Raw genomic sequence first — 25,593 nt, forward strand, 5'->3', positions numbered from 1 at the left:
GTCACGCCTGCACTGTAGCGAGACTCCCGGCCGTTTGGCGCGCCCGGCCGCCGCCGCAGATCCGCCTCAGCGCGCCAGCCGCAGTACCAGCCGGTCGTTGACGAACAGCGGCCCGATCAGCAGGAACAGCAGATCGCCGAAGAAGGACGGCTTGTGGCCTTCCAGCTTGTGGCCGTAGAGCTGCGCCACCCAGGCCAGCAGCCAGGCCGTGGCGCTGATGCCCAGTACCGACCAGCCGGCCGCCTGCATGGCGAGGATGCCGGCGACGGTGGCGGCAAACCACAGCGCCATCAGCACGGCGCCCTTCAGCGACAGGCGCAGGTAGAAGACGAAGATCGGTAGCGCCAGCACAGTGCTGGCATTGACGTAGGGCGCGATCGTCTCCGGCAGGCCCAGCCAGCGACCCAACGGCACCAGCCAGAGCATCGCCAGCGAGGTGAAGGTGATCAGCGGCACGCAGAGGTAGTGGATCCACTCGTTCACCGGGTTGCGGTGATGGGCGCGGTACTCGTCGAGGTAGCTTTGCAGGCTGCGCATGGCGCACTCCGGTCGGTTAAGGTGCCGCCATTGTTGCCAGCCGCGCCGCCCGACTCTGTCAACTTGCCGACATTCTTCCGCCGCCCATGAGTACACCCGAACTGCACCAGGCCATCGCCGCCAGCGAATGGTTCCGCGAGTTGCCGGCGGAGCTGGTGGGCCAGTTGGCGGCGCTGGCGCAGCAGCGGCATCTCGCCGACGGCGCCCTGCTGTTCGCCAAGGGCGATGCCGCCGATGGTCTTTACGGCCTGCTCTCCGGCCGGGTCCGGATCAGCGCCACCACCCGCGATGGCCGCGACCTGCTGGTGAACCTGTTCGAGCCCGGCGACTGGTTTGGCGAGATCTCGATGTTCGACGGTCTGCCGCGCACCCACGATGCCCGCGCGGTGGGCGCCAGCGAGCTGTTGCTGATTCCCCGCGCCCGCTTCCACGCCCTGCTGGCGGCGCAGCCGGTGCTGTACCCGCACTTCATGCGCATGCTCTGCCGCAAGCTGCGGCGCAGCTTCGCCTGGATCGAGTACATCGCCTTTCTGCCGATGTCGGCACGCCTGGCCGCGCGCCTGCTGGAACTGGCGCAGGACTACGGTGAAACCCAGGCCGACGGCAGCGTGCTGATCGCCCTGCACCTGCCGCAGGAGGAGCTGGGCCGCATGCTCAGCGTCTCGCGGCAGACGGTGAGCAAGGAGCTGAACGCCCTGGAGGCACGCGGCTGGATCCGCCTCGACTACGGCCGGGTGCTGATCCGCCAGCCGGAAGCCTTGGAGGCCCTGGTGCGCGGCGCCGCCTAGGCGCAACGCCCATCCCGCCTGGAGTTCCCTCCCCCGCGAGCGGGGGAGGGTTAGGGAGGGGGCGTTCTCCACAGCAGCCGACTCCCCCATCCCGGCCTTCCCCCGCTGCGCAGGGGAAGGAGACCCGCCAGAGTGCGCAGCACCGCTTCCGCGAACGGAAGCTCAGACCCCGAACAGTGTGCGCAGATGCCCGTTGAGGAACTTGCCCTGCGGGTCCAGCGCCGCGCGCACCTCGGTGAATTCCTTCCAGCGCGGATACAGCGTCGACAGCTGGCGCGCGCCGAGGTTGTGCAGCTTGCCCCAGTGCGGGCGGCCGCCGTACTTCCAGAAGATCGGCTCCACCGCCGCGAAGTAGTTGTGGTGGTCCATCGTGTAGTACTGGTGGATCGAGATCGCGCAGCGCGGCCCACCCTCGAACATGCTCAGCGGGATCGCCTCCTCGTGCACGTAGCGGTACTCGATGGGGAACCAGGTCGGCAGTTGCTTGTCGTGGATCAGCTTCAAGATCTCGCGCAGACAGGCCGGGCCGTGCTCGGCCGGCACCGAGTACTCCATCTCGTTGAAGCGGACATTGCGGACGTTGGCGAAAATCTCGTAGGAGTCGCCGACGCGGTCCTCGAAGCTGGCGGTCTTGGCGATCAGGTTGAGGATCGCGCTGCGCGCCGCCGGCCAGTCGCTGCCGTACTTGTCGAGCTTCTCGATGGCCTTCACATAGGCGTTGCCGCCTTCCTCGGCCGGGTCCAGCGGCGGCGTCAGCGCATCGGTGGTCTCGTTGAGGGCGATGGCCGCCGCGTATTCGGAATGGGTGATGACCTGCATCTCCCAGTGCTGGTTGTCGCGGGTGAGTTGCGGCACCTGCTCCAGCAGCTCCTCGGTCTTGGCGATCCACATCTTCTCGCGCAGGCGGAAGGCCTTGCGGTTTTGCAGCCGCACCCGGCTGATGACGCCCAGCGCGCCCAGCGAGACCTGCGCGGCGCGGAAGATTTCCGGGTTCTTCTCGGCATCGCAGTCCAGTACCTCGCCCTTGGCGGTGACCAGGCGCAGGCCGATCACCTGGCCCGAGTAGGAGCCGAAGTTGATGCCGGTGCCGTGGGTGGCGGTGGAGATCGCGCCGGCCAGGGTCTGGTAGTCGATGTCGGCCATGTTTGGCAGCGCCAGGCCGGCGGCCTTGAGCGGCGCGCCCATCTGCGTCATCGGCGTGCCCGCCGCCCAATCCGACTGCAACTTGCTGGCGTCATGGCCGAGCATGCCGTGCAGATGCGCCAGCGACACCAGGGTGCCATCGGTGGGCACCAGACCGCTGAAGGAATGCGAGGAGCCGACCGGCCGCACCGCCGAGGGCGCGTTGCGGATGATCTGCGCGAGTTCGTCCTCGCTCTTCGGCGCCAGCCGCGCGAGCGGGATGCAGGACTGCCCACCGGACCAGTTGCGCCAGGGGATGATGCGCGGCGCGGCGGCGCGGGCGAGGGCGGAAAAGCCACCGCCGGCGCCGGCGAGGCCGGCCACGGCGAGCTGCTGGATGAGCTGACGACGGGTGAGTTTCATGGCGTGGTTCTCGTAGAGGCGATCAGTTGAGCTTGGCGCCGGACATGAACTCGATCAGCGCCTGGAATTCCTCTTCCGAGCACTGGATGCACATGCCCATCGGCGGCATGCCCTGGTAGCCGTTGATGGTGTGGTCGAGCAGGGTGTCCTTGCCCTGCGCGATGCGCGGTGCCCAGGCCTCGGCGTTGCCGGATAGCGGCGCGCCGGAGGCGGGGCTGGTGTGGCAGCTCTTGCAACTGGTGTCGTAGATCTGCGCCAGCGCCGGGTCGGCCGGGGCAATCGCCGAGGCGCTGCTGGCGGCGGCGGTGGCGGCCGCCACCTTCTCGCTCTTGTCGCTGCCGCAGGCGGCGAGGCCCAGGCTGAAAGCCAGCGCCAGGGCGCCGATCAGGGTTCCGGTGGTGTTCTGCATGTGGGATCTCTCTAAGGCGGTACAGCTGTGGACGGAGTGAGGAAAGTGACGCATGGAAGGGGTTCAGGGCAGGCTGCCGCCCTCGGCGGCCAGCCGCTTCAGCAGGGCCTGCACCTTGCTGCGCTGGCTGCGGCTGTAGGGGCTGGCGCCGATCAGCTCCAGCAGCCAGAGGCCCTCGGTGGCCAGGTACACCAGCGCGGTGCGCTCAAACGGCAGGCCCTCGCTCAGCGCCGGCATCCGCTCCTTGAAGTACGTGCGGACCGGCTCCAGCAGTTGCGGATCGCCCGGCACCACCGCCAGCAGCGCGCTGCTGAACGGGTCCTGGTCCGGGCGCTCGGCGGTGGAGGCCTGCACATAGGCGCGCAGGCCACGGCCGGGTTGATCGGGCAGCCGCTGCTGCGCCTGTTCCCAGTTCTGCTGGGTGTGCTCGATGGCGCGCGTCACCAGCGCCTGCAGCAGGCTCTCCTTGGTGGGGAAGTGGTACATCACCCCGCCCTTGCTCACCTGCGCGGCGCGCGCCACCGCATCCAGCGTCAGCCGCGCCGCGCCCTGCTCGGTAACCACCGCGATGGCGGCGTCGAGCATGGCCTCACGGGAACTGGGGCGGCCTCGGGTGGCGGGTTTGGCGGGCATTGCGGGCAGAGGGGTGACGGAGCCGGAGGGCTGGAAGGGCCGGAGCCGGCCTGAGTCCAGTAGCAATTAGTGTACCGGCTGGTCGGCTAACAAAGTGGCGCCGGCCGGCGCCGCTGTCGCGGGCGCCTCCAAGGGGGCGAAATGCCGGCATGCACGAGATCACCGGCATCGACCACCTCTATATCGCCGTCCGCGAGCTGGACCGCGCCTGCGCCTTCTGCGACCGCGCGATGGCGGCGCTGGGGTTCCGCCGCAACGAGTTCCAGATCGGCGGTGAGCGGCACGTGCAGTACTACAACCGCCACTTCGGCTACGTGCTGAGACCGGCGCGCGGCGGGCCGGCGCACGATCCCTACGCGCCGGGCCTGCACCATCTCTGCCTACGCCTCGATACGGTGCAGGCGCTGCACGAGGCGGTCGCCGCCTTTGTCCTCGACGCGCTTGATTAGGCGCTCTACGCCCTGAGGCAGGAGCGGGACGAGCGTCTGATCCATAACAGCGACGCGGCTCGCAGTCCGTATCGATCCGTCCGTGGAAACGTGGTAGTGCCCCAGCTCTGCAGAACTGCTCAGGGTTGCAGGGGGGCGAGCGCGCGACGCAGGGCGCTCCAACCACTGGGGCGGTCTGCCTCTCGGTACTCGCGAAGCAGTGCAATCTGCTGACGTACCGCGCCGGCGACTTGTTCGCGCAACGCCCAGGTCGCCTCCGAATCACCGTGGCGACCGGCGAACTGCCCAGTCGGAATGCGCTCGCCGAATCCGAAGTAATAGCGCTGGGGTCGTGGGATCAGTGTCGGGCCCAGTCCAGCAACCAGCGGTGGCACGAAGTCACCATCGCGAGTGGCCTTCAGCAGGCCGGTGCGGCGGGCCAGCTCCAACCGCCAGCCCGGTTTCAGCAGGTCGTTGGCATCGAGCAGAATCCGATAGCTCTCGTCCGGCCCAACCGAGCCGAACGGGATGATGTCGTATCCGTGCTCGATGGCAAGGCGCGCAAACCCGGTGCGCTTTTTCCAGATGAGCTGGTAGGCCTCCCCTCGGCGACGCATGACCTCGCGGGCGCCGCCAGGGAAAACGAGGATGGACTGGCCGCTCCGCATCAAGGCGGAGCAGATCTCCGGGGTGCCCAGCACCATGCCGCGCTTGGCGAGGAAATCGCCCCAATACGGAACCTGGAAATGCCCTCTATCGCCCAAGCCGCGCAGCAGTACGCCCTGGGTCCGGTACAACTCCTCGATCATCAGCGGTGCGTCGGTGAGGCCGAATAGTGTGTGATTGCCGACAAACAGCGCGGGCTTGCTCAGGTTGAGTTTCTCGACGCCGAGATACATCGGCCGAAACCATCGCCGGGCGACGCCGAGGCCGCGAGCGAGTTCCTTTGCCGAGATGGGTTCGTAGTGCAGTGCACCTTCAACGGTCGTTGCATCCATCACAGCACTGCTCCCGATGTTTTCATGTGGGTGCCTCAGAACTGGTAGCGGGCGAAGAACTGCAGATAGTCGCGATCACGAAGAAGATTGGTCGCGCCACCGCCGGTAAACCAGGAATAGCCGACGCCAACCGAGGTCTTGTCCTTGTAGCGAGCTTCGATCAGCAGATCGGCCTGCTTCCGGCCCCGCACGAAATTGCCGGCCGGTCCCGGCGATGTGCCGTTGACGTCCTGAGACCAGGTCAGGGAAGGACGCAAACTGACGCCTGGCAACACGCTCTCGTAGCTGAACAGGCTGATGACGCGGTAGCCCCAGGAGAAGCGATCCGGGAACGCAGACAGGTCCTGTTGATGCGGGTTGAAGCGGATGCCGTCCGCTCCAAAGTTGCACGCCGGGTTGAGCGAACAGGCCTGCCGGGAGCCGTCAGCGCCCGAGCCATCGGCACCCGCGCTCGCGTGGTAATCCGTGCCGGGCGCCTCGAACTGAAGCAGGTCCAGCCCAGGCAGGTCCGGCACCCAGGTAGCGCCCCACTCCGTGACGAGGATGATCTGGTCGGCTCCAATAGGATTGTCCGTAGCGCCGAAAACCCGGGTCGTCCCGAAATTAAAGTTGTAGCTGGCTATGCGCTCGTAGCCGCGGATGTAGCAGTCGATGCCTGGGTGGTAGTCGCTGTCGGACATGCCCGCGCTGCAAGGCGGGTTTTCACCCACGTCCATGTCGCGGTAGGCCGTTACGAAGCTCGGGAATGCCCGGGCGGATCCGGGAACATGGCCGATGCCAACATTGATCAGATCTGGGTACGGGTTTGTGCCGCTAGCGTCGAGAAAATCGCTTGATCCGTAGTTAGTCGAATTTCCATCGGGGCCTAAGCCAAATCCCAGATTCCCAAGCTGCGCAGAGCCCAGGCACCCCAAGGACGCTTGGTGGCAGCGTGTCAGGGTTGGACCAAACGCGGCGAAGGCGAGATCTTGTGTATCGATCTGGAACGGCTGATTCGGCCGGTAGGCGACCTCGCCCTGAATCGAGTAATCACCAACCGTCGTGTTGAAGCTCAGCCCGATCAGGTGAACGTTTTCGGGGTACTCCAACTGGAATCTGGCGCTGTCCAGCGGTGCCGCGCTGTCGGTAGCGTACTGCGCCTCCGGCTGCTGGGGATTGGTCAGTGCGTGCACGAACGGGATGTCGGGACAGGCCGCCAGGAAGCTGAGCAGGTCGTTGGCGTCGATGCCCTGGTCATTGCCCTCTCGACGCGCACAACTGGCCTGCGTCGCATAGAAGCTCGCGATCGGCAAGCGCGAGTGATAGTTGACGTAGTAAAGCCCGACTTCGACACCGCCCCCGAAGTTTTCGAAGTACGACTTCAATGCAACGCCAAACTGCCCACCCGCGCCGGGCTTGGCATCGCGGACGCGGCGGATGGTCGAGGTGGTGTTGCTCAGGCCAGTTAGCGGTGAGTCCAAGGGCGTGGCCACTCGGTCGGGATCTTCTGCGGCTCCTCCCGCGCTGGTGCTGACGGTATTGATGGCGTTGTTGGTGCCAACGTCGAGATCCGAGAAATAGCTCCCTGGCGCCGGAGCCTCGATCCCGCGCCACTCCAGTTGGTAGAACGTTTCCAGCGTGGTATCCGGCAGCGGGTTGAAGCTGAGGAACGCCATGTTCACCGGCATGAACACTTCCTCGTTGGTCCGCCCAACCCGATAGAAGTTGTTGGCGTTGACCGGGTTGGCCTGATTCAGACTGTTCAGCGCCAGAGTCGTGCTCTCGCCCCAGGAAACCAGTTGGCGGCCCACCTTGACCGTCAGATCTTGGTCATTCCACAGTGGTAGCTTGCCGAACATCACCGCGTCGAGCAGTTGCAGGTCGCTTCCAATCTGCTGGCGAACGACGGGGTCTGTTCGCTTGCTGCGAACGACGGCACCCGGCCCATAGACGATTCGACCGCCATTGGGGCCGGGTTGTCCCCAGGGGCGGCTGGAGATCAAGCCGGTGAGTAGAGCCGCCGGGTCGTTCAGCAGTACGAGCGGATCAACGGGCACTATCGGTGCTGCGGGGGTCTCGCGGCCGACCTGCAGGTAGTTGTCTGAAGTGATCCGGTTGGGGTGGTACTCCTTCAGGTCTTCGTTGACGAAGTCGTGGAAGTACAAGGCCCGTCCAAAGAACCCGACCTCTCCCCAGTTGAGCGTGAGATCGCTGGTGACCTTGGTCAGCCCCGAGAAGAGGTCACCCTTCTTGTAGTTGAGGTTGCCGTCGTCGCCGTTGATCGAAGCCGCGCCCGGCGCACTGACCAGACGTTGGGCTGGGAATACCTGGTCCTTGAACAATCCCTGGCAGCTTTGATAAGCCCCGTTGGGTCCGGTGCAGACCGCCGGATTCAGGTTCGACTTTCCGATCAACTCCGAGGCTGGCTTCTGGGTTCTGAGTCCGGCACCAACGGTGACGCTTGTGTTGAGGATGCCTTGAATCTCGTCTCCTCCCGGACCGGGCAAGGTCATCTGGAGAGCCTGCGCCGTGCCGGCGCCGAGCGCGAGGACCGCGCAGAGGGCGAATTTGGTGCTCATTACTTTCTCCGCAGAGCGATTACGTCCGGAGACCGGGCGGGTTCAGCAGTTCAATCGATTCACGGACGAGGCGATCCGCTTCCGAGATCGGGCCGTCGTGCAGGACGGTGCGGTCGGGTCGGACCACCGCGCACCAGCCGTACAACTGCCCAGAGCTCAGCAAGCGGCTCTCGAGGTCCTCGAAGACGTTGTCGGCTTCATCGTCCGAGCCGCCACGATGGTTGATCTGTGAAATCAGGCCTCCGACCGATTCCCACTTCCGAAGCGTCGTCGCTTTGAGGTGCGGGAGGGGACTCTGTCCGAAACCAACCAGGGTCAGCCCGTTACCCAGCGCGTCATCACTCAGCAGGCCTTGTCCCGAGCTGGAGCGGACAAAGCCCTGCGGCAGTACCCGCCCCCGGCGTATCCGTGATTGGCCTTTCACGAACAGCCCGTCGGAAAACTCGTTCTTGGGCTTGATGCCCAATTCGTCGAAATGATTCCTGAGTGGGGGAATGCGGCGAAGCAGCGCCATCGTTCCGTGGATCAGGATGGCCATCAGCTTGTTGCTCGGCATGACCAGGCGCCCCATCAGCTTGGCCAGGGCGATCATCTGCGTCGCGTGTGGGCGGCGTTCCTGATCGTAGGTCTCCAGCGCAACGGGCGACATGCGCCCTTTGAGCACCCAGGCCAGCTTCCAGCTCAGGTTGGCCGCGTCGCGCAGCCCGGCCACCAGCCCCTGACCCACGAACGGCGGCGTGATGTGGGCGGCGTCGCCAACCAGAAACGCATTGCCGCGGCTGTAACGCTTGCAGGACCGCGCGTGGAACCGGTACACGGCCTTGCGCTCAATCTTCAGCTCGCCAGCCCGGGCCCAGGGCTGGAGCAGTCGCGTGATCGTCTCGTCGCTTTCCATCTGCTCGCGGGTTTCGCCCGGCCGCAGCATGAACTCCCAGCGGATACGCCCCCCCGGGGCGACCATGTGCGGCGTCGGCCGCTTGGGATCGCAGATGAACTCGATGTGGTCGAAGTTGCCGGGCACATTCTTGGCATCGACGATCAACCAGTCCTCGGCGTAGGTCTTGCCCTCGAAGTCCTGGCCAATGAGCTTGCGAACCACGGAGCCGGCGCCGTCAGCGCCGACCAGGTATCGGGTCCGCACCGTGCTTTCTGCACCGCTGGGAAAGCGAATGACGACATCGAAGCCACGTTCATCTTCTTGGGCGCTGAGCATTTCAGCGCTGGTGCAGACCTGGACCGAGCCTCGGTCCGCCACCTTCTTTCGTAGCGCACGTTCCAGGTCGGGCTGATAGAACGTCACCAGCTTCGGGTGGCCGTCGATGGTCCCGCCCGAGTTGACGCGACCAAACTCGCCGACAATCGGACACAGCATCCGAACGTAGGGAATCGCCACCTTCGGAAACGCGTTCTCCCCAAGTCCCACCATCTGCAGGATGCGCAGCGCCTCGTTGTCGAGTGCGATCGCGCGTGGCGCCATCAGAATGTCCGGCGCCTTGTCGATTACCAAGGTGTTTATGCCATAGCCGCCGAGCAACGCGGCAACAGCGGCCCCCACTGGGCCGTATCCGACCACGAGCACATCAACTGCATTGGGTACTTCTTTCATGGAAATGGAGGCTCAGTTAGTGGCGACCAGGTGCTCCGCGAGGCACCGGCATGCGCGCGTTGATGGCGAGAGGAATTGGATTGGTTCGGGGCCAAAACCGGCCCCATCGAATAGCGGTTGTCCGCTCATGGCGAAGCAGGTTTAGTCGCAAGGAAGGATTCCGGACCTGGGCGCGCAGTTCTTCCGACGGACGCTCGTGGTGCTTGGCGATCAACTGCCTGGCCAAACCGGACAACGCCAGAAAGCGATTGGTGTACGCCAGCATCAACAGCGAAATGGCCGGGAACGGCAATCCAGCGGTACTGAAGGTCAAGGCAGTCACCGGTAGCGCTCCAGTAGTGCGGAGCCTGCTCTCGTCTCCAACTCCATCAACCTCGGCAGATCAGCGGCGATGAATTTCTCCAACGCGCCGCCGATAACCGGGAGACGGCTACGAATGTCCCACCGGTGCTTGAGATCGGTGCCCGCCGTAGTCGCCGCCAGTTCAATGGCGCAGGAGAGCTCCACAGGGACGCCCTGAATGCTGATCGCGACCGTTCCCCGGCCGGTCTTTGCGTTCCAGTGATCGCGATGTTCGACGACCGATGTCTCGGGCAGCAGCCCGCGGAGCCCCGCAGGGACTGGCCGCTCATTGCGCATCGTTCGACGGATTCGGATCTCGAACTCCGCCCCCTGCGTCGAACAGTTGATGACCTCGGATTGCACCGCGCCAAGCAGCCGAATTTTGTCCTCGTGAAACCGTCGGTCGGTCATGGCTCGGAGCACGACCTCCGATGCGGCTGAGTAGGAGGCGACAAGTTCCAGCTTCACGTCTGCTCTCCGGCCTCGATCACGAACGGAAGCGCGAACTGCCCGAGGACTTTGCGAACCGCGTCGGCGGACGAGCCCGAAGCGAGCTTGACGGTGGCGCTCATGCCCTTCGTCTTGTCGTCGGTGATCGCGATCAAGTCCACGTCGAGGCCGGCAGCCTTGATGGCCGCCGAAAGCGCGATGTGCGCCTCGCGCTTTTTGAGGTCCGGCTTGAAGATCTTGCCGACGCCGGTGAGCGGCATCTGCTCGATGATCACGACCTGCTTCGGCCAGGCGGCGCGCTCACCCACATGCTCCTGGGCGAACTTCAGAAGTTCCTGCTCCGTGACCACGGCGCCCGGCTTGAGCTGGACATAGGCCACCGGCAGTTCGCCGGAGTGCGCGTCGGGCCGGCCGACCGCAGCAGCGACCTGAACGGCGGGATGCTTGTGAAGCGGTTCTTCGATGCTCGCCGGGTCGATGTTGTGGCCGCCGCGGATGATCAGCTCCTTCTTGCGGCCGGTCAGCCAGAAGTAGCCCTCCGCATCCTGCCGGGCCAGGTCGCCGGTGTTGAGCCAACGCTGACCGTCTCTACAGTCGATCCAGAGGCCCTTGTTTTGCGCCTCGATGAGGTAGCCGTCGAAAACGTTGGGGCCCGAAATGGCCAGCACGCCAACCTCGCCGATCACGCAATCACGCTGATAGCCACCCTGCTCATCCAACGCCACCACCTTCATGGACTGGCCCGGCACGCGCAGGCCGATAGAGCCCGGCCGGCGCTCGCCCAGTGGCGGATTGACGCTGCTGACGCAGGTGGCTTCGGTGAGACCGTAGCCTTCGAGGATCTTCAGACCTGTCTGTCGCTGGAAGCTGTTGAAGACTTCCACCGGCATCGGCGCAGCGCCGCAGAGGCCGTATTCGAGTGAGCGAATGTCGCGGCCGCCAATCGGCACCTGCATCAGCCCGGCGTAGAGCGTCGGCACCCCGCTGAAGAAGTTGATCCGGTGATGCTCGACGATCTCCCAGAAGCGCTTCACCACCCCGTCGCCGCGATAGCCTTGGGGAGTGCCGAGCACTACATGCGCGCCCTTCGAGAATGGCAGCAGACCCGTCACCAGAACGCCGTTGACGTGGAACAACGGCAGGCCGCAGAAGACGACCTTGCCGGGCCCCACTCCATCACCGAGGAACTGCCCGGCACTCCAGGCATTCGCGACCTCGTTGCCGTGTCGGCGCATCGCGATCTTTGGAAGACCCGTGGTGCCGCCCGTGCAGAAGTAGGACGAGGCGTCATCGGCCGAGAACCGCCGGCCGCTGTTCAGGCGAGTATCGGTCTGCGATTTCCGGGCACGCGCGAAGTCGTGGATCTCGATGTGCGAGGGCACGGCCCCGCGCAAGTTCGCCCTGCCGTGCAGGCGGACGGTCTCCCGCCGCTGCATCAGCTTCGCCCCGAAGCGTTTGAAGCCCCGCACCCGATCCGGCAGTCCGATCAGCACCAGATGCTTCAGCGTGGGGACCTGCTTGAGCTGTGGCTGCAGCTTCGACCACAGGTCAGTACCCGGGAACGGCGCGAGCGTGACCAGCACCGAGGCCTGGGCCGCGTGCAGCAGTTCGCCGAGCGCCGGGCCTTCGAGCAGCGGATTCAGCGCGGCGACAACGCCGCTGGCCTGGCCGCCCCAGATCACGAAATGGGTCTCGGGAAGATTGGGCAAAACGAAGGCGATGACGCTGTCCTTCTTCACGCCGATTCGGTGGAAGAAGTTCGCCGTACGAGTGATCTCGGCGAGCAGCTCCCGATAGTTCCAGGTCTCTGGATTGCGGTGCTCGGCGGTGGTCAGGAAGAAGCTCAGCGCGGGGGCCTCGGGGTTGATCCGCGCGCCCTGCTGGAGCATTTCAAAGGTGTTGGACGGCAGCGAGGCCGGCAGTCCCCCGGCCTCCGCCGCTTCGACGTCGCGGAGGTTGGCGATACCCGACATGTGTTAGCCCTCGGCGATGATGCGATTGCGCTGAGTGCCGAGGTCGAATCGACCGTCGGCGGAGCGGATGCTGGCTTCCACCTGGTCACCGACCTTCAGGTACTGGCTTCGTTTGCTCTGAACCTTGAAGAAGATTTCCCACTTCTTCTTCTCTGGCAGCAGCGCGCCGAGCTTCTGCTTCGCCGGCGAGGGGATCGAAAGCGCACAACCGGCAGGCGTCCCCGTGGCGATCAAGTCGCCGGGCTCGAAGTTCTGCACCCCGGAGAGTTCCGTCAGCGTCTCCGCCGGGCCGTACACGAGGTTGGCGGTGCTGTCGCTCTGGCGCACTTCGCCGTTGACCGTCAATTTCAGTTGCAGTCCCTTGAGCACGGAAATGCTGCTGGCATCCAGCAGCGTGAGCCAGGGGCCGACCGGGCCGAAGGTGCGGAAGGACTTGCCCTTGTAGAACTGCATCTGCGGAATCTGCACGTCGCGCGCCGAGTAGTCGTTGACGATCACCGCTGCGGCCACGTACTCGTGCAGGTTGGCGTCGGTCACCTGGACAGGGCCGCTGATGGCCTTCTTCAGCACCAGTCCCAGTTCGATTTCGTAGTCGAGGAACTGCACGCGCTGCGGCTTGATGACCTCGCTGTCGGCCGCGCAGATGCAGCTTTGGGCTTTGGTGAAGATCATGTTGTAGGTCTTCACGTCCGGGTCCATGCCGGACTCGATCATGTGCTGGCGGTAATTCGCACCCTGGCAGACGAACTGCTGGTTGCTCGTCACCGGCGAGAGAAGCGCTACCTCGGACAGCGCCAAGCTTTCACCCGAGAGGTTGGCGAGGTGTGGGATCGAGGCTGCGCGTACGAAATCACCGGTGGTTGCGAAGTCGCCGGGGACCGGCGTGATCCGCTCGCCGCGAATGACGCCCCACCGCGGGAGGCCCTGGTGCTCGAAGCGGACGATGTTGATGGTCATGGCATTGGGTTCCGGAGCGTGTGGAGTCGGAGAAGTGGTTTGGACTGGCGGAGATTCACAGGCGGAGAGCGGCAGCCCGAGGCCCAGAGCCGCCGCCGTGATCGCGCTGCCTTTCAACAGCGCGCGACGATCGAGATCGGTAGGCATGCACGGCGGCTCAACCGAAGAGCTTGGCGAGGGTGACGAGCTTGCGGACGTTGAGGTCCGGGCTTCGACGCAGGTTCTGGATCAGCGCCAGCAATGCCGCAGGCGTGAGCTTGGGTTTCGTGAAGCTTGCCGGCATCGGCGGCCCCCACTGCGCCATCGCCTCGCGGCTGACCGGGTGCACGCCCGTCGGGCGATCCGCCGTGAATAGATCGCCGTCGCAGTAGTGCTCGTGTTTCGCACCCCAGGGATCGTTCCAGTAGTCGAAGATCTGGCTTCCGAGGATGTGCCGACCGATGCCCCAGGCGTGCCGCCATCCCTTCTCACGCAGCACGCGCTGACCCATGCCTACAGCGTCGGCGTCGATCACCTCGAAGGCGCTGTGGCTGTAGAGCGGCATGAAGCCCTGCGCCATTGCCAGAGTGTGGTGATCGGCAGGCCGGTCGCCGAGATCGAGACGGAAGAAGCAGACGGCGGGAGAGCCGTCCGGCAACACCTGTACATCGCTCGGAATCAGCCCCAGATGCTGCGTGTACCAGGCGCTGGTCGCCTGGTAGTCGGCGACCTCGATGACGCAGTGACCGAGACGGATCACCTCCGGCGCTTGGGCGGGTGGACGCTGCGTGCCATTGACGCGGAGGCTCTGACCCGCCGAGTTGAAGTGAATCGGGCCGCGATGCGGCAGCTCGTCGACCGGGATCTGTCCGTGAATCACTTCGATGGTGAATCCGGAAGGGTCAGTCAGGACCACCTGCTCCCCCCCGCCAGGGTGGCGTACCGGCTCGATGCAGCTTGCGCCGGGAAGGCGTGAGAGGGCTTCGAGTTCCTCACGGCTGGCGACAGCGAAGCCCATCCCAAGGAAACGGGCATGATCGCCGTGATGAATGCGGTAGCAGTAAGGCGCCGAGGATGTCCCGCGCAGGTGCAGCGATTCCTCGGTCGAGGTCGCGATCTGGAGACCGAAGTCGCGCAGGAACTCCCCCGCACGCGGCAGATCGGGCCGCTCGAAGATCAGATGTGAAAGGGCGACCGCTTTTGCCGTTGGGCTCGGGTGGCGGGCTGGTTGCGATGTGCGTAGTTCGGTCATGGGCGGTTTCTTGGGCTCACAGGGAGCTAGGCGAATCGGATGGAGCTGGCGCCTGCGCCGACCAGGTTTGCTGCAGGGCCAGCGGTTTGGCGCGGAGCTTCAGTTGCGCGGCCGCTCGCAGATTGGTCCAACCGGAACCGAGCAGTTGCAGCCGGCTCGGAGCCCCGGGCCGGCGACGAGCCTCGCGCTCCGCTTTGATCGGCCTTGGCAGGATGCGCGGAGGGGCGGCGGCGCGGAGTTCTCCGCCGACGCGCGATTCGTGGCGGAAGTGGACGGGCATCCGCATGTCGCTGCGCGCCTTTTCGATCCTGGATTCGATCAGGCGCAGCCACGAGGCACCAATGGCGCCCTTGACCATCACCACGCCGTCGTCGCGATAGCGCTGGATTTCTTCCGCTGTCAGCGGGCGAGCGGGGGCAACCGCGAAGCTCATGTCTCTCCTCCAGAGGACGTCGTTGGTGCGTCTTTTGTGAGACTTTATTCGTAATTGAATAATTATTCAACAATGAACAATCAAGGTACAATGCCGAGGTCAGTTTTCGGTTCCTGTCTCATGCCCGCCCCCAAAAGCCCCCGTCCCCGACCCACCGCAAAGCCGGCCATCGCCAAGGAGCCTCGCGGTGCGCGGCGTCGCCGCGAAACACGGGACAAGTTGCTGGAGGCCGCGTTTCGGCTGATGGCCGAGAAGGGCGTCGACGGCGTCGCCATCAACGAGATCACCGAAACCGCCGATGTGGGGATCGGATCGTTCTACAACCACTTCGAGTCCAAGGAGGCGGTCTATGCCGCCCTGATAGATCAGGTGTTCGAAGAGTTCGGGGACGCGCTCGATCACCTGGTCGTAAACGTCGACGACCCCGCCGAGGTGATCGCGATCAGCGTTCGCCACACCTTGTTGCGCGCCCGACGCGAACCTCTGTGGGGCCGCTTCCTAGTTCGCGAGGGCTTGTCCGCGCGCGTACTTTCGCGTGGCTTGGGCGTGCGTCTGCTTCGCGACATTCAGAAGGGGGTAGCCAAGGGGCGGTTCAAGCTCACTGATCCGCTGATGAGCTTCATCACCTTCGGTGGTGGTGTCCTGGGTGCGATTGCAGCGAGCATCGAGATCGAAGGCGAACGCTCGCGGGAGTTCGCGCTGCTTGGCCTGACCGCTGCGGACCTTCCCGAGCGCGCAGCCAGCAACTTGCTTTTTGGTCTTGGCCTGACCATTGATGAAGCCGATGCGATAGCCGGGCGCCCGCTACCTCTGGTGAAACCCGCATCGGTAGATCACTGATCGTTCAGATAGCCCTTGCCGATCAGCGATAGAACTTCCCGTTCACGCGGGCTGAGCGGATTCGGCGGCGGTTGGCCGCCGACCATGGCGCGCAGCATGTCGGCGAGCTGGTTCTTGGACTGCTCCTTCAGCACATAGCCTTCGGAGCAGCGTTTGAGGGTGGCGAAGACGTTTTCGTCGGGGTCGCAGATGGTCGCCACCACGCGCAGCGCCTGCGCATGGCCATCTACGGTTGCTACGCCGACCTGCTGCTGAGCTTCGCCGACTACCCGGGTGACGAGTACGCGGTGTTCCTCATCGAGCAGAAGCGCCTGTCGGAGGCCTTGGCGATCTACCGGGCGATGTACCCGGAAGCGCTCAAGGTGTTCGGCGACGGCAATGGCAATGTCGTCGCCTGGGGCGGCAACTACGGCCGCGCGCTGCTGGAGTCCGGCGACTATCGCGGCGCGCAGCAGATGCTGGAAGGCGTGCTGCCCGGGTTGGTGGCCACCTTCGGCGAGCGGAATCCCAGGGTGCGGAAGGCGCGCGAGCGGCTGGCCCAGGCCGAGGCGGCGCTGGCGCCGTGAGCCTGTCCGCCTGGTTGCGCCGCCGCCGTCGGTCGGCACCTGCGCCGGCCAGCGCCGCCGGCGCTGACGGCGAGCTGCTGCGCGAGCGTCAGCGCATCTACCAGAACCTGCACGACGATCTCGGCGCCAAGCTGCTCGATCTGGTCTACGGTGCCGAGACGCCGGCGCAGGCCGACCGTGCCCGCGAGGCGCTGCAAATCTTGCGTGATGTGGTGTCGCAGTCGGCGCGCGCCGCCGGTCCGTTGCCGGAACTGCTGGACACCATCCGCGCCGAGCTGGCGCAGCGGCTGGGCGCGCTCGATGTCGCGCTGGACTGGCAGCAACAGTCGCCGCTGCCGGCGGTGGCGCTCGACCAGGCGCGGGTGCTGCATCTCTCGCGCATCGTCCGCGAGGCGGTGAGCAATGCGCTGCGCCACGGCCGGACCCGGGCGCTGCGGGTGCGCGTCAGCGAGCTGGCCGGCGAGCTGGTGCTGGAGATCACCGACTACGGCGTCTACGACCCGCAGGGGATCGGCGCCGGCCAGGGCACCGTCGGCATGCGCGAGCGCGCCGCCGAGTTGCAGGGCGACATTCAGTGGGACGAAGCCACCCAGGGCGGCACCAAGGTGCTGCTGCGCTTCCCGCTGACCACCTGAGCGGCGCGCCTGCGACGGCCCGGAACCTGACAGGCGGCCTCTGGTGCCGGCCGCCGGCCTGGGTTTCAATGCAAGCTGAATCGGTAGGCACGATTGTTGGGAGTAAAACCCAAGCCCGGCTCCGGCCGGCAGGCAAGGCAGGCGGTGACCATGATGCAGCGCAGAACCTTTCTTCAGTTGGCCGGCTACTCGGCCCTTTATGGCGGACTGCTGGCCGACTTTGGCCGCAGCGCGATGGCGATGGAGCCCGGCGAGGTCGCCGGCTCCGATCTCGACCTGCATCTGTTGCGGCGGATCAGCTTCGGCCCGACGCCGGCCAGCCTGGCGCGGGTGCGCGCCGTCGGCCGTGCCGCCTACATCGAGGAGCAACTCGCCGCCAGCGATCTGCTCGCCGAAACCCTCACCGCCGCGCTCTATCCGCTGATCAACACCAGCGGGTCGGCGATTTATCTGAGCACCGGCGCCGGCTTCGTGGTCAACATCCACCAACTGGAATTGCAGAGCGCGATGCTGCACCGCGCCCTGCTGTCCAGCGCCCAGTTGCACGAGGTGATGGTCGATTTCTGGAACGACCACTTCAACACTTATATCCGCAAGAATCCGGTGCCGCTGAAGATCGACTTTGATCGCAACGTCATCCGCGCCAATGCCCTCGGCAATTTCAAGACCCTGCTGAAGGCCAGCGTGCGCAGCGCCGAGATGCTGCACTACCTCGACAACTGGCTGAACCGCAGCGGCCAGATCAACGAGAACTACGCCCGCGAGCTGCTGGAGCTGCACAGCCTGGGCAAGGGCGGCGGCTACAGCGAGGCCGACATGAAGGCGCTGTCGCTGATCCTGAGCGGCTTGGGTTTCATCACCGACCTGCCGTTCAGCGCGCTCGCCTATGGCACCGTGCAGTTCAACGCCAGCCAGCACGACGGCAGCGCCAAGCACTTCCTCGGCGTCGACTTCCCGGCGGGTGGCGGCGAGGCGGAAATCGACCGCGCGCTGGACCTGATCCTGGCCCACCCCGGCACCGCCCAGCACATCGCCAGCAAGCTCTGCCGCCGCTTCGTCGCCGACGATCCGCCGGCGGCGCTGGTCGAGCGCGTCGCCGCCACGTTCACCGCCACCGGCGGCGACATCAAGGCGATGCTGCGGCTGATCCTCAACTCGGCGGAATTCGAGGCCAGCGCCGGCGCCAAGCTGAAGCGGCCGCTGGAAGCGATGGTCGGCGCCCTGCGCGCCTGCGGCATCAACCAGGTCGATCAGCTCGCCAACACCAATCTGTTCGGCATCCCGGTCGCGGCGCCGAACGGCCTGCTGTTCAACTCGCTGGTGCAGGCCGGCCACGAGCCCTTCGGCTGGGTGCCGCCCAACGGCTACCCGGACAGCGCCGACTACTGGGGCAACAGCAACACCATGCTCTACCAGCAGAAGTTCCTGGTCGGGCTGGTGGAGGGCCTCAGCTTCAGCTATCTGCTGTCCGATCCGATCAGCTTCCTGACCCTGGGCAACAGCGTTGCCACCGGCGTCACCCGCGCCAAGACGCCCCGGAAGGCGGTCAGCAACGCGGTCGCCAATCTGCTGTTCACCCCGCTGCCGGAGGCCGCCAGTGCCGCCGCGCTGGCCTTCGTCGCCCAGGACGCCGACCCCGACGCCGAGATGACCAACACCGAGCTGGAAAAGCGGGTGAAGGGTCTGGTGTTCGTGCTGCTCGCCTCGCCCTGGTTCCTGCTGAGGTAGTCCCCCATGCTCTCCCGACGCGCCCTGCTCACCCTGCTGGCCGCCAGCGGCACCGCAGCCTGCGGCTCCCGCCCCGGCGAAACCACCGCCCCCGCCGCCGCGCCGCCGGCTGCCGCCAGCGGCGGTGCGACCAGCTCCGGGGTTACCTCGACCACCTCCACCGGCGCCGTGACCACCGGCAGCACTGGCGGCAGCAACGCCGTTGGCACCAGTCCGCATACCCTGGTGGTGGTGTTCCAGCGCTTCGCCGCCGACTGGCTCAACCTGCTGGTGCCCTACGGCGATCCCGACTACGCGACGCTGCGTCCCAACATCAAGGTCGGCAGCCCGCTCGACCTCGATGGCTACTTCGGGCTCAACCCCGGCCTCGCCGACCTCAAGCCGCTCTACGACAGCGGCCGCCTGGGCTTTGTCGCCGCCACCGGCTGGCTGCCGCAGGAGGCACGCGACCGCTCGCACTTTTTCGCGCAGTCGATCGCCGAGGCCGGCGCCCGCAGCGGCGTCAGCGGCGGCTGGCTGGCGCGGGTGATGCTGCGCGACAGCTCCGACAGCAGTTGGGCGGCGCTGGCCGCCGAGAGCGCGGTGCCGGCCAGCTTCCAGGGCTATGCCGGTGCCATCGCGGTGCGCAATTTCGCCGACTACAACCACGGCTCGGTGATGGGCGATGCCGCCACCGCGCTGATCGAGACCATCGCCGGCCTGGCCGGCACGCCGGGCGAGCGCATCCGCCAGCTTGCCGAGGGCGTGCGCGAGCTACAGGCTTCGCCGCCGCCGGAGCCGACGGTGAGCTATCCGGCCACCAGCTTGGGCCAGGGCCTCAAGGTCGCCGCGCAGGCGATCCGTGGCGGGCTGGCGCCGCGGGTGATCTCGGTCAGCTCCGAGGACGACTGGGATACCCACGTCAACCAGGTCAGCCGCCATGCGGCGGCGCTGCCCAACTTCGCCGGTGCGCTGCGTGCCTTCCACGACGATCTCGGCGAGTTGATGGACGGCGTGACCCTGGTGACCATGACCGAGTTCGGCCGCAAGGCCAAGGAAAACCTCGGCGGCACCGACCACGGCACCGCGTCCTCGATGCTGCTGATGGGCGCCGGCGTGCTCGGTGGCCGTGTCCACGGCCAGTGGCCGGGGCTGTCGGCCAGCGCGCTCTACCAGGGCGAAGACCTGGAACCGACCACCGACTTCCGCGCCGTGCTCGGCGAGATCCTCGCCGGGCGCCTGGGCCTGAGCCCGGCGCAGGTGGAGGAAATTTTCCCCGGTGGCTACGCCGCACCGGCCAACTGGCGGGGCTTCCTGCGCTGAGACGGGGGCTCGGCTAACCTCCGGCATCTTCTGATTCCGGAGTGTTCGCCGTCATGACCAACCCCGCTTCGCTGACCACACTCGCCGAGCGTTCCGGCTACCGCCTCACCGGTCGCTACGACGAGGTTGGCCCGCTCTGTCGCGCCTACGCGCAGTGCTGGCCGCAGGCCGCGCGCGCCTTCGACTTCGGCCACACGCCGGAAGGCCGCGCCCTGCACGCCCTGGTGGTCTCCACCAGCGGCGCGCTGACGCCGGAAGCCGCCCGCGAGCGCGGCCTGCCGGTGCTGCTGGTGCAGGGCGGCATCCATCCCGGCGAGTGCGATGGCAAGGACGCCGGCTTCGCCGAACTGCGCGAGCTGCTGGAGACCGACAGCCCCTTGTTGCGCGAGTGCCTGCTGCTGTTCGTGCCGGTGCTCAATGCCGATGGTCACGAGCGCTTCAAGGCCTGGAACCGCCCCAACCAGAACGGCCCGGAGGAGATGGGTTGGCGCACCACCGCCCACAATCTCAACCTCAACCGCGACTACACCAAGGCGGCGGCGCCGGAGATGCAGGCCCTGCTGCGCCTGCTCAACCACTGGGACCCGGTGGTCTATATGGACCTGCACGCCACCAATGGCGCGCAGTTCGAGCACGACATCTCGATCCAGGTGGAGCCGATCCACGTCGGCGAGCCCGGCCTGCACGCCACCGGCGTGGCGCTGCGCGACGGCATCCTCGACCGGCTGGCCGCCAAGGGCTCGCTGCCGCTGCCGTTCTATCCCTCGCTGGTCGAGGCCGACGATCCCGCCTCCGGGTTCGTGGTGGATGCCTACGCGCCGCGCTTCTCCACCGGCTACTGGGCCTGGCGCAACCGCTGGACGGTGCTGGTGGAAACCCATTCCTGGAAGGACTACGCCACCCGCGTGCGGATCACCCGCAACAGCATCCGCGCGCTCTGCGAGTTGGCGGCGGTCGATGGCCGCGACTGGCTGGCGCGCGCCCAGGCCGCCGATGCCGCCGCCACCCGGCTGGCCGGCGAGTCGGTGGCGCTGGACTACCGCAACGGCGCGCACACGACGCTGATCGACTTCCGTGGCTACGCCTACACGCGCACGCCCTCGGCGATCTCCGGCGCGCTCGCCACCCGCTACGACGACCAGCAGCCGGCGATCTGGCGGGTGCCGCTGAAGGACGTGGTGGAGCCCAGCCTGATCGAGCGCGCGCCCGGCGCCGGCTATCTGGTGCCGGCCGCGTATGCCGACTGGCTGGCGACGCAACTGGATATGCACGGCCTCGACTACCGGCGGCTGACCGAGGCGCGGGCCTCGGTCGAGGTGGAAACCTTCCGCGCCGACCGCCACGCGCTGTCGGCCAAGACCTACGAGGGCCGCACCAAGCTCACGCTGGAAGGCCGCTGGCAGACCGAGACCCGCGAGCTGCCGGCCGGCTCGCTGTTCGTGCCCATCGCCCAGCCCGGCGCACGCCTGCTGATGGCCTTGCTGGAGCCGCACGGCCCCGACTCCTACGCCGCCTGGGGCTACTTCAACGGCTGCTACGAGCAGGTCGAGTACATGGAGGGCTATGTCGCCGAGCAGGTCGCCGCGCAACTGCTCGCCGACGACCCTGCGCTGGCGGCGGAGTTCCAGCGCCGCTTGCAGAGCGACGCGGTGTTCGCCGCCGATCCGGAGGCGCGGCTGGAGTTCTTCTACCGCCGGCACCCCTCCTGGGACGAGCGCTACGGGCTCTACCCGATCTACCGCTGCGCGCAGGCCCTCGCTGAGCTGAGCGGCGGGCAAAAAAATCCCCGGCACTGGGCCGGGGATCGCTGCGGCGCTGATGGTCGGACTAGGCCAGCCGTCGCCGACGGAACAGGCCCGTCAGCAGCAGGGGCAGCAACAGCAGCAGGTTGAGCGCGCCGCCGCCGAAGCGGCCGCTCTGGCTGCCGCCCGAGGAGCCGCCACTGCCACCGCCGCTGGTGCCGCCGGAGCTGGAACCACCGCCCGGGTTGTCCACCTTGCAGACGAACTCGCTGTAGTCCTCGATCACGCCGACGTGATCGGTGCTGGCGCGCGCTGGCGACACCGCGTTGAGGCCGGCGCCGCGCTTGGCGAAGCCCTTCGAGCATTCCTGGTAGTCCTGGAAGTCGTTGGCCAGCACCACGCTGAGGATCGCGTCGCGCGCCTCGGTGTAGGTGGCATCGGCCGGGGTCATCTTGAAGCCGGCGATGATGTAGTCCTGCATCCGCTTCTGCGCCTCGGCGAAGCTGTGGCGCGGGTCGTTGAGCAGGCCCACGTAGCACTCCCACATCATGTTGGCCCAGATCTCGCCGGAGTTGTGCACCTCCGAGTTGATCGAGCCGTCGCCGCCGTCCGGCGTCGCCTCGCCGTTGGCGATGTGCTTGAAGGTGAAGGCGTTCTTGGCGAAGTCGGTGGAGTAGGGCGCGCGCCGGATGCCGTAGAAGTAGCTCTGGGTCACGTAGGTCGCACCCGGGTAGGCACCCTGGTACTGGTCGTTGCCGGCCACCGTGCGGTCGTTCTCGCGGGTTGCGAGCATGAAGGCGTTGATGTCGCCCCAGCCCTCGCTCATGCTCTTCGACTGGTTGTTGCTGGAATCGGTCAGGCGATGGTGCACGTAGTGGAAGTACTCGTGCGCGATGATCAGGTTGTCGAGCGTGCCGTCGAGGTCGATGGTCGGCTCGCGCACCATGTGCACGCTCACCTCCTGGCCGGCGGCGATGGCGTCCATGATCCTCTGGCCATCGTCACGCTTGATGACCGCGATTGGCACCTGGTACAGGTAGTTGGTGGGCTGCACCGGCGCGTCGATTGGCAGGTCGCCGTTGCTGAGGTAGGGCGGCGGGCCGTCGCCGTTGTGCACCAGCAGCACCGCCGAGGCGCCGGACTCCACCGCCCAGCGCACCTTGTAGGAGCCGGGGCAGCCACCGCCACGGACGATCACCGCGATCTTGCCGAGCAGATTCGGATCGGGCTGCGGCACCGGCACTGCCACCGTCGGCGAACCCACGACCGGCAGCGCCGGGCCGGCGGGCGTCGCCAGGCCGGTGCAGCCGTCGTTGGTGGGGGCGAACTGGTCGTTGCCGACCACCGCCACGCCGCTGTAGTCGTAGGTCTGCGGGCCGTATTCGACGGCGTTGAAGGCGATCTTGCCGATGCTGGGATCGGAGGTGACTTCCACCGTGCCCTTGATCAGGCCGTTGAACAGGTACTGCTGCATCACCGGCGAGCTGCCGTCCGAGGGCGTGGCCATGTTGGCGTTGTTGCGGCCGGACCCGTCCTGGCCCTGCGCCAGCAGCGGATCGCCTTCGACGCCGCCGCGACCGTAGTTGCTGGTCTGGGCGTTGCCGGCCACCTCGTCGAAGCCGTGGTCGTACCACCAGTCGTGCAGCCAGTTGACGGTGTAGAACATGCTCACCACCGCCGCGTTCTTGGCGTTGTCGGTGCTGGGGTCGTCGAAGGCGGCGATGGGGTAGTCGAAGCTGTTGGCGCCGGTGGTCGGCGCGCGCGGCTCCAGGCCCTCGACGCAGGAATTCACCGGCGGCGGCACGGCAATTGGCACGCCCTGCAGATCGTACTGGTCGATGCAGGCATCGCTGTGGTTGCCCGTGGTCTGGGTGGCGCCGTCCGGCAGCCAGGGATCGCCGTTGGCAATCGGCCCGCTGACCAGGGTGATCAGGTTGGCGGTGGCGCTGACGGCATTGACTGCCGCGTTCGGGTCGCTGAACGGGAAGGGGATCAGATCGTTGCCGGTCGGTTCGTCGTAAGGCTGGTGGATGCCCTCCGGATCGGCGAACACGCGGTAGCTGTAGGCGCTGGCATTGGCGCTCAGGTTGTCGCGGTGCAATACCGTGCTATCCAGGCCGGACACCACCAGCGAGTAGGCCAGCAGGCCGCCGCCGGCGGCGCGGTGGCGGGCGAACAGCTCCACCTCGTAGGCGGGTTCCAGGCGGCCGGCGCGCGGGTAGTACACCGGCTTGGCGCGCGGCGCGCGCTCGAACACGAAGCGGCTGCCGAGGCTGGGTGTGGTGTAGAGATCGAAGCCGGCCTTGCTGCCGGTGCGCAACAACTGCCCAACCGGCAACTGGCCGCCGAAGCTGGCCCAGGCGGCGGCGATGGCCTGCGCGGCGCTGCGCTGGTAGCGCAGCGATTGGCTGGCAGCGGCGTCGTAGTCGGTGGCGAAGTAGCCGGAGGTGGCAATCGGCTGACCCTGCCGGTCGAGCAGCACGTTGAGGCCCCGGTGATAGACCTCGGTGCCGTTGAGGCGCTGGCGGAAGCGGACCACCGCTGGGCCGTCGCCGTTGTAGCGGGCGTCGTAGGCCTCGGCCTCGTCGATCATCGCCGCACTGAGCTTGAGCAGCTTGGCCTCGCTGCGCAGGTGTGCGCGGGCGCGGGCAACCAGCAGTTCGCGCGGGGCGAGCGCGCCGACCGCCGCGACCGGCGCGTCCTTGCGCGCCCAGAGGAAGCTGGGCAGGCCGAGATCGAGATCGAAGATCGGCGACTGGTGGCGTCCGCCCAGGCCGCTGGCCGGTGGCGCGCTGCGGCGGCTGCTGGCCTCGTGCAGGAACTGGTCGAAGTTGGGCAGGCGGTACTGGTCGGCGGCATCGAAACCGCCGACCGCGCCGGCCGAGGGCACGGTGGAATTGGCCAGCGCCTTGCTCGGCGGCGGCAGGCATTCGGCGGCCTTCAGCACCTTGATGGTGAGCGTGGCGTGGTAGTCGGTGGGCGCGCTGGCGGTGAACGGGCAGACCACGGCGGTCAGCGTGCCGCTCGCCGGGTCGTTGAGTCCGACGGTTTCCTGCGGATCGCCGCCGTCGCTGGATCCCAGCTCGGTCGTTCCGCTGTACACCGACAGCGCCAGGTCGGGATCGCTGACCAGGCCGCCGGGCACCGGTTCGCCCGGGGTCCAGGTGATCTGGAAGTCGGCGGTGAGGTGGTTGTGGTCGTAGAGCCCGTCGGGGATCGCCAGCTTGATGTCGTGGCTGTCGTCCGGGCCGGCCGGCAGGCAGGCGCCGCTGAGGCCGGCCAGGCTGCCGGCACTGCCGGCGCCGGAGACGCCGGGCAGGGCCGTGCCGGTCCATTCGACGACGATGGTTTCGCCGGGCGTGCCGGAGACCGTCACATCCTGCGAGGCAGGTTCGGAGGCCAGGGCGGTGCCGAGGCCGCCAGCCAAAGCGAGGCTCAAGGCGGTGTGTTGCAGCAAGAGACGGAAATGCATGGACTCACCCGACAAGGTTGGAGGGCCAACAACAAAGCCCGCAGTTGCGGGCTTTGTTAATGACTCATCAAGATTTGATTTGGCCGGTGTTCACGATTGCTGGAGGCACTTGTTAAGTGCTCCGGAAACCGCACCGGAACAGGCGCAGCGGACCCCTCAACAACGCGGTCGCGGCGGTTCTGATGACAGGGATGTCATGCTTTTCGTAGCCGCGACAGGCGGTGGGGTGGCGGCTCTAGTGCCGGTACCAGCGGCACACCCAGAACCTCGGCTCAAGGCCGGCGTATCGGCAAGCTAGGTGTCGTTTCTCACCACGTTGTTCAGTGATTTGAGGGTGCTGGGGACTCTGATGAGCTTTGAACTCATTGGGGTCTTGGATGCGGATACACGGCAATGCGCGGCTGACGGTGTCTGGGCGGC

At 66.7% G+C, this 25,593-nt stretch carries 23 protein-coding genes; 8 read left to right on the forward strand and 15 right to left on the reverse strand.

Going from position 1 to position 25,593, the window contains the following annotated elements; translation table 11 throughout:
- Positions 1-66 precede the first annotated feature (66 nt).
- On the reverse strand, positions 67-537 hold the full coding sequence (locus ED208_RS15195) for an Mpo1 family 2-hydroxy fatty acid dioxygenase (protein ID WP_123212765.1): 471 nt from the start codon (positions 535-537) through the stop codon (positions 67-69).
- 86 nt (positions 538-623) lie between these two features.
- Between ED208_RS15195 and ED208_RS15200 the strand changes: the two genes are divergently transcribed.
- The gene (locus ED208_RS15200) at positions 624-1,325 is read left to right on the forward strand and encodes a Crp/Fnr family transcriptional regulator (RefSeq protein WP_123212766.1); all 702 of its coding nucleotides are present in this window, start codon (positions 624-626) and stop codon (positions 1,323-1,325) included.
- 162 nt (positions 1,326-1,487) lie between these two features.
- On the opposite strand, the gene ED208_RS15205 is transcribed toward ED208_RS15200, so the two are convergent.
- From ED208_RS15205 to ED208_RS15215, 3 genes are all read right to left on the reverse strand, one after another.
- The gene (locus ED208_RS15205; protein WP_123212767.1) at positions 1,488-2,870 is read right to left on the reverse strand and encodes a D-arabinono-1,4-lactone oxidase; all 1,383 of its coding nucleotides are present in this window, start codon (positions 2,868-2,870) and stop codon (positions 1,488-1,490) included.
- Between the two features lie 22 nt (positions 2,871-2,892).
- A complete protein-coding gene (locus ED208_RS15210) occupies positions 2,893-3,279 on the reverse strand; it encodes a c-type cytochrome (RefSeq protein WP_123212768.1) in 387 nt (128 codons plus the stop codon).
- A 63-nt stretch (positions 3,280-3,342) separates the two neighbouring features.
- Entirely contained in the window at positions 3,343-3,912 is a 570-nt protein-coding gene (locus ED208_RS15215) for a TetR/AcrR family transcriptional regulator (protein ID WP_233575094.1), read from the reverse strand.
- 149 nt (positions 3,913-4,061) lie between these two features.
- On the opposite strand from ED208_RS15215, the gene ED208_RS15220 reads away from it, so the two are divergent.
- The gene (locus tag ED208_RS15220) at positions 4,062-4,361 is read left to right on the forward strand and encodes a VOC family protein (RefSeq protein WP_123212770.1); all 300 of its coding nucleotides are present in this window, start codon (positions 4,062-4,064) and stop codon (positions 4,359-4,361) included.
- 119 nt (positions 4,362-4,480) lie between these two features.
- On the opposite strand, the gene ED208_RS15225 is transcribed toward ED208_RS15220, so the two are convergent.
- From ED208_RS15225 to ED208_RS15265, 9 genes are read right to left on the reverse strand one after another with little or no spacing between them, the layout of a single operon-like run.
- Positions 4,481-5,338 (reverse strand): lysophospholipid acyltransferase family protein, encoded by an 858-nt coding sequence (locus tag ED208_RS15225; protein WP_123212771.1) that lies wholly within the window; start codon positions 5,336-5,338, stop codon positions 4,481-4,483.
- A 35-nt stretch (positions 5,339-5,373) separates the two neighbouring features.
- Positions 5,374-7,896 (reverse strand): DUF1302 domain-containing protein, encoded by a 2,523-nt coding sequence (locus tag ED208_RS15230; protein ID WP_123212772.1) that lies wholly within the window; start codon positions 7,894-7,896, stop codon positions 5,374-5,376.
- 19 nt (positions 7,897-7,915) lie between these two features.
- Complete coding sequence (locus ED208_RS15235; protein ID WP_123212773.1) at positions 7,916-9,502, reverse strand: bifunctional 3-(3-hydroxy-phenyl)propionate/3-hydroxycinnamic acid hydroxylase; 1,587 nt, start codon at positions 9,500-9,502, stop codon at positions 7,916-7,918.
- A gap of 16 nt (positions 9,503-9,518) precedes the next feature.
- A complete protein-coding gene (locus tag ED208_RS15240; protein WP_123212774.1) occupies positions 9,519-9,824 on the reverse strand; it encodes a DUF2721 domain-containing protein in 306 nt (101 codons plus the stop codon).
- Entirely contained in the window at positions 9,821-10,312 is a 492-nt protein-coding gene (locus ED208_RS15245; RefSeq protein ID WP_123212775.1) for a DUF2505 domain-containing protein, read from the reverse strand. The genes ED208_RS15240 and ED208_RS15245 overlap by 4 nt, the downstream gene beginning before the upstream one ends.
- Positions 10,309-12,267 (reverse strand): acyl-CoA synthetase, encoded by a 1,959-nt coding sequence (locus ED208_RS15250; protein WP_123212776.1) that lies wholly within the window; start codon positions 12,265-12,267, stop codon positions 10,309-10,311. Before ED208_RS15250 ends, ED208_RS15245 begins: the two co-directional genes overlap by 4 nt.
- Before the next feature lie 3 nt (positions 12,268-12,270).
- On the reverse strand, positions 12,271-13,371 hold the full coding sequence (locus ED208_RS15255) for a fumarylacetoacetate hydrolase family protein (protein WP_123212777.1): 1,101 nt from the start codon (positions 13,369-13,371) through the stop codon (positions 12,271-12,273).
- A gap of 10 nt (positions 13,372-13,381) precedes the next feature.
- Positions 13,382-14,455 carry a VOC family protein gene (locus ED208_RS15260; RefSeq protein WP_123212778.1) on the reverse strand — a complete coding sequence of 358 codons (1,074 nt, stop codon included), beginning with the start codon at positions 14,453-14,455 and terminating at the stop codon, positions 13,382-13,384.
- 16 nt (positions 14,456-14,471) lie between these two features.
- Positions 14,472-14,888, reverse strand: a complete 417-nt coding sequence (locus tag ED208_RS15265; protein ID WP_123212779.1) for a hypothetical protein — start codon at positions 14,886-14,888, stop codon at positions 14,472-14,474.
- A gap of 120 nt (positions 14,889-15,008) precedes the next feature.
- Between ED208_RS15265 and ED208_RS15270 the strand changes: the two genes are divergently transcribed.
- A complete protein-coding gene (locus ED208_RS15270; protein ID WP_123212780.1) occupies positions 15,009-15,728 on the forward strand; it encodes a TetR/AcrR family transcriptional regulator in 720 nt (239 codons plus the stop codon).
- Here the strand turns inward: ED208_RS15270 and ED208_RS15275 are convergent.
- Entirely contained in the window at positions 15,722-15,931 is a 210-nt protein-coding gene (locus ED208_RS15275) for a transcriptional regulator (RefSeq protein ID WP_123212781.1), read from the reverse strand. The genes ED208_RS15270 and ED208_RS15275 overlap by 7 nt on opposite strands.
- Before the next feature lie 15 nt (positions 15,932-15,946).
- Between ED208_RS15275 and ED208_RS15280 the strand changes: the two genes are divergently transcribed.
- From ED208_RS15280 to ED208_RS15300, 5 genes are all read left to right on the forward strand, one after another.
- The gene (locus tag ED208_RS15280) at positions 15,947-16,294 is read left to right on the forward strand and encodes a tetratricopeptide repeat protein (RefSeq protein WP_123212782.1); all 348 of its coding nucleotides are present in this window, start codon (positions 15,947-15,949) and stop codon (positions 16,292-16,294) included.
- The gene (locus tag ED208_RS15285; RefSeq protein WP_123212783.1) at positions 16,291-16,929 is read left to right on the forward strand and encodes a sensor histidine kinase; all 639 of its coding nucleotides are present in this window, start codon (positions 16,291-16,293) and stop codon (positions 16,927-16,929) included. The genes ED208_RS15280 and ED208_RS15285 overlap by 4 nt, the downstream gene beginning before the upstream one ends.
- Positions 16,930-17,082: 153 nt before the next feature.
- Positions 17,083-18,657 carry a DUF1800 domain-containing protein gene (locus tag ED208_RS15290; protein WP_158608582.1) on the forward strand — a complete coding sequence of 525 codons (1,575 nt, stop codon included), beginning with the start codon at positions 17,083-17,085 and terminating at the stop codon, positions 18,655-18,657.
- A 657-nt stretch (positions 18,658-19,314) separates the two neighbouring features.
- Positions 19,315-19,959: a DUF1501 domain-containing protein gene (locus ED208_RS17875; RefSeq protein WP_436286628.1), complete on the forward strand. Its 645-nt coding sequence runs from the start codon at positions 19,315-19,317 to the stop codon at positions 19,957-19,959.
- A 53-nt stretch (positions 19,960-20,012) separates the two neighbouring features.
- Positions 20,013-21,851 carry a M14 family zinc carboxypeptidase gene (locus tag ED208_RS15300; protein WP_123212786.1) on the forward strand — a complete coding sequence of 613 codons (1,839 nt, stop codon included), beginning with the start codon at positions 20,013-20,015 and terminating at the stop codon, positions 21,849-21,851.
- Here ED208_RS15300 and ED208_RS15305 read toward each other — a convergent pair.
- Entirely contained in the window at positions 21,787-25,140 is a 3,354-nt protein-coding gene (locus ED208_RS15305; RefSeq protein WP_158608583.1) for a M36 family metallopeptidase, read from the reverse strand. The genes ED208_RS15300 and ED208_RS15305 overlap by 65 nt on opposite strands.
- Positions 25,141-25,593: the final 453 nt, after the last annotated feature.

It is taken from the genome of Stagnimonas aquatica, assembly GCF_003730135.1.
Lineage (GTDB): Bacteria > Pseudomonadota > Gammaproteobacteria > Nevskiales > Nevskiaceae > Stagnimonas > Stagnimonas aquatica.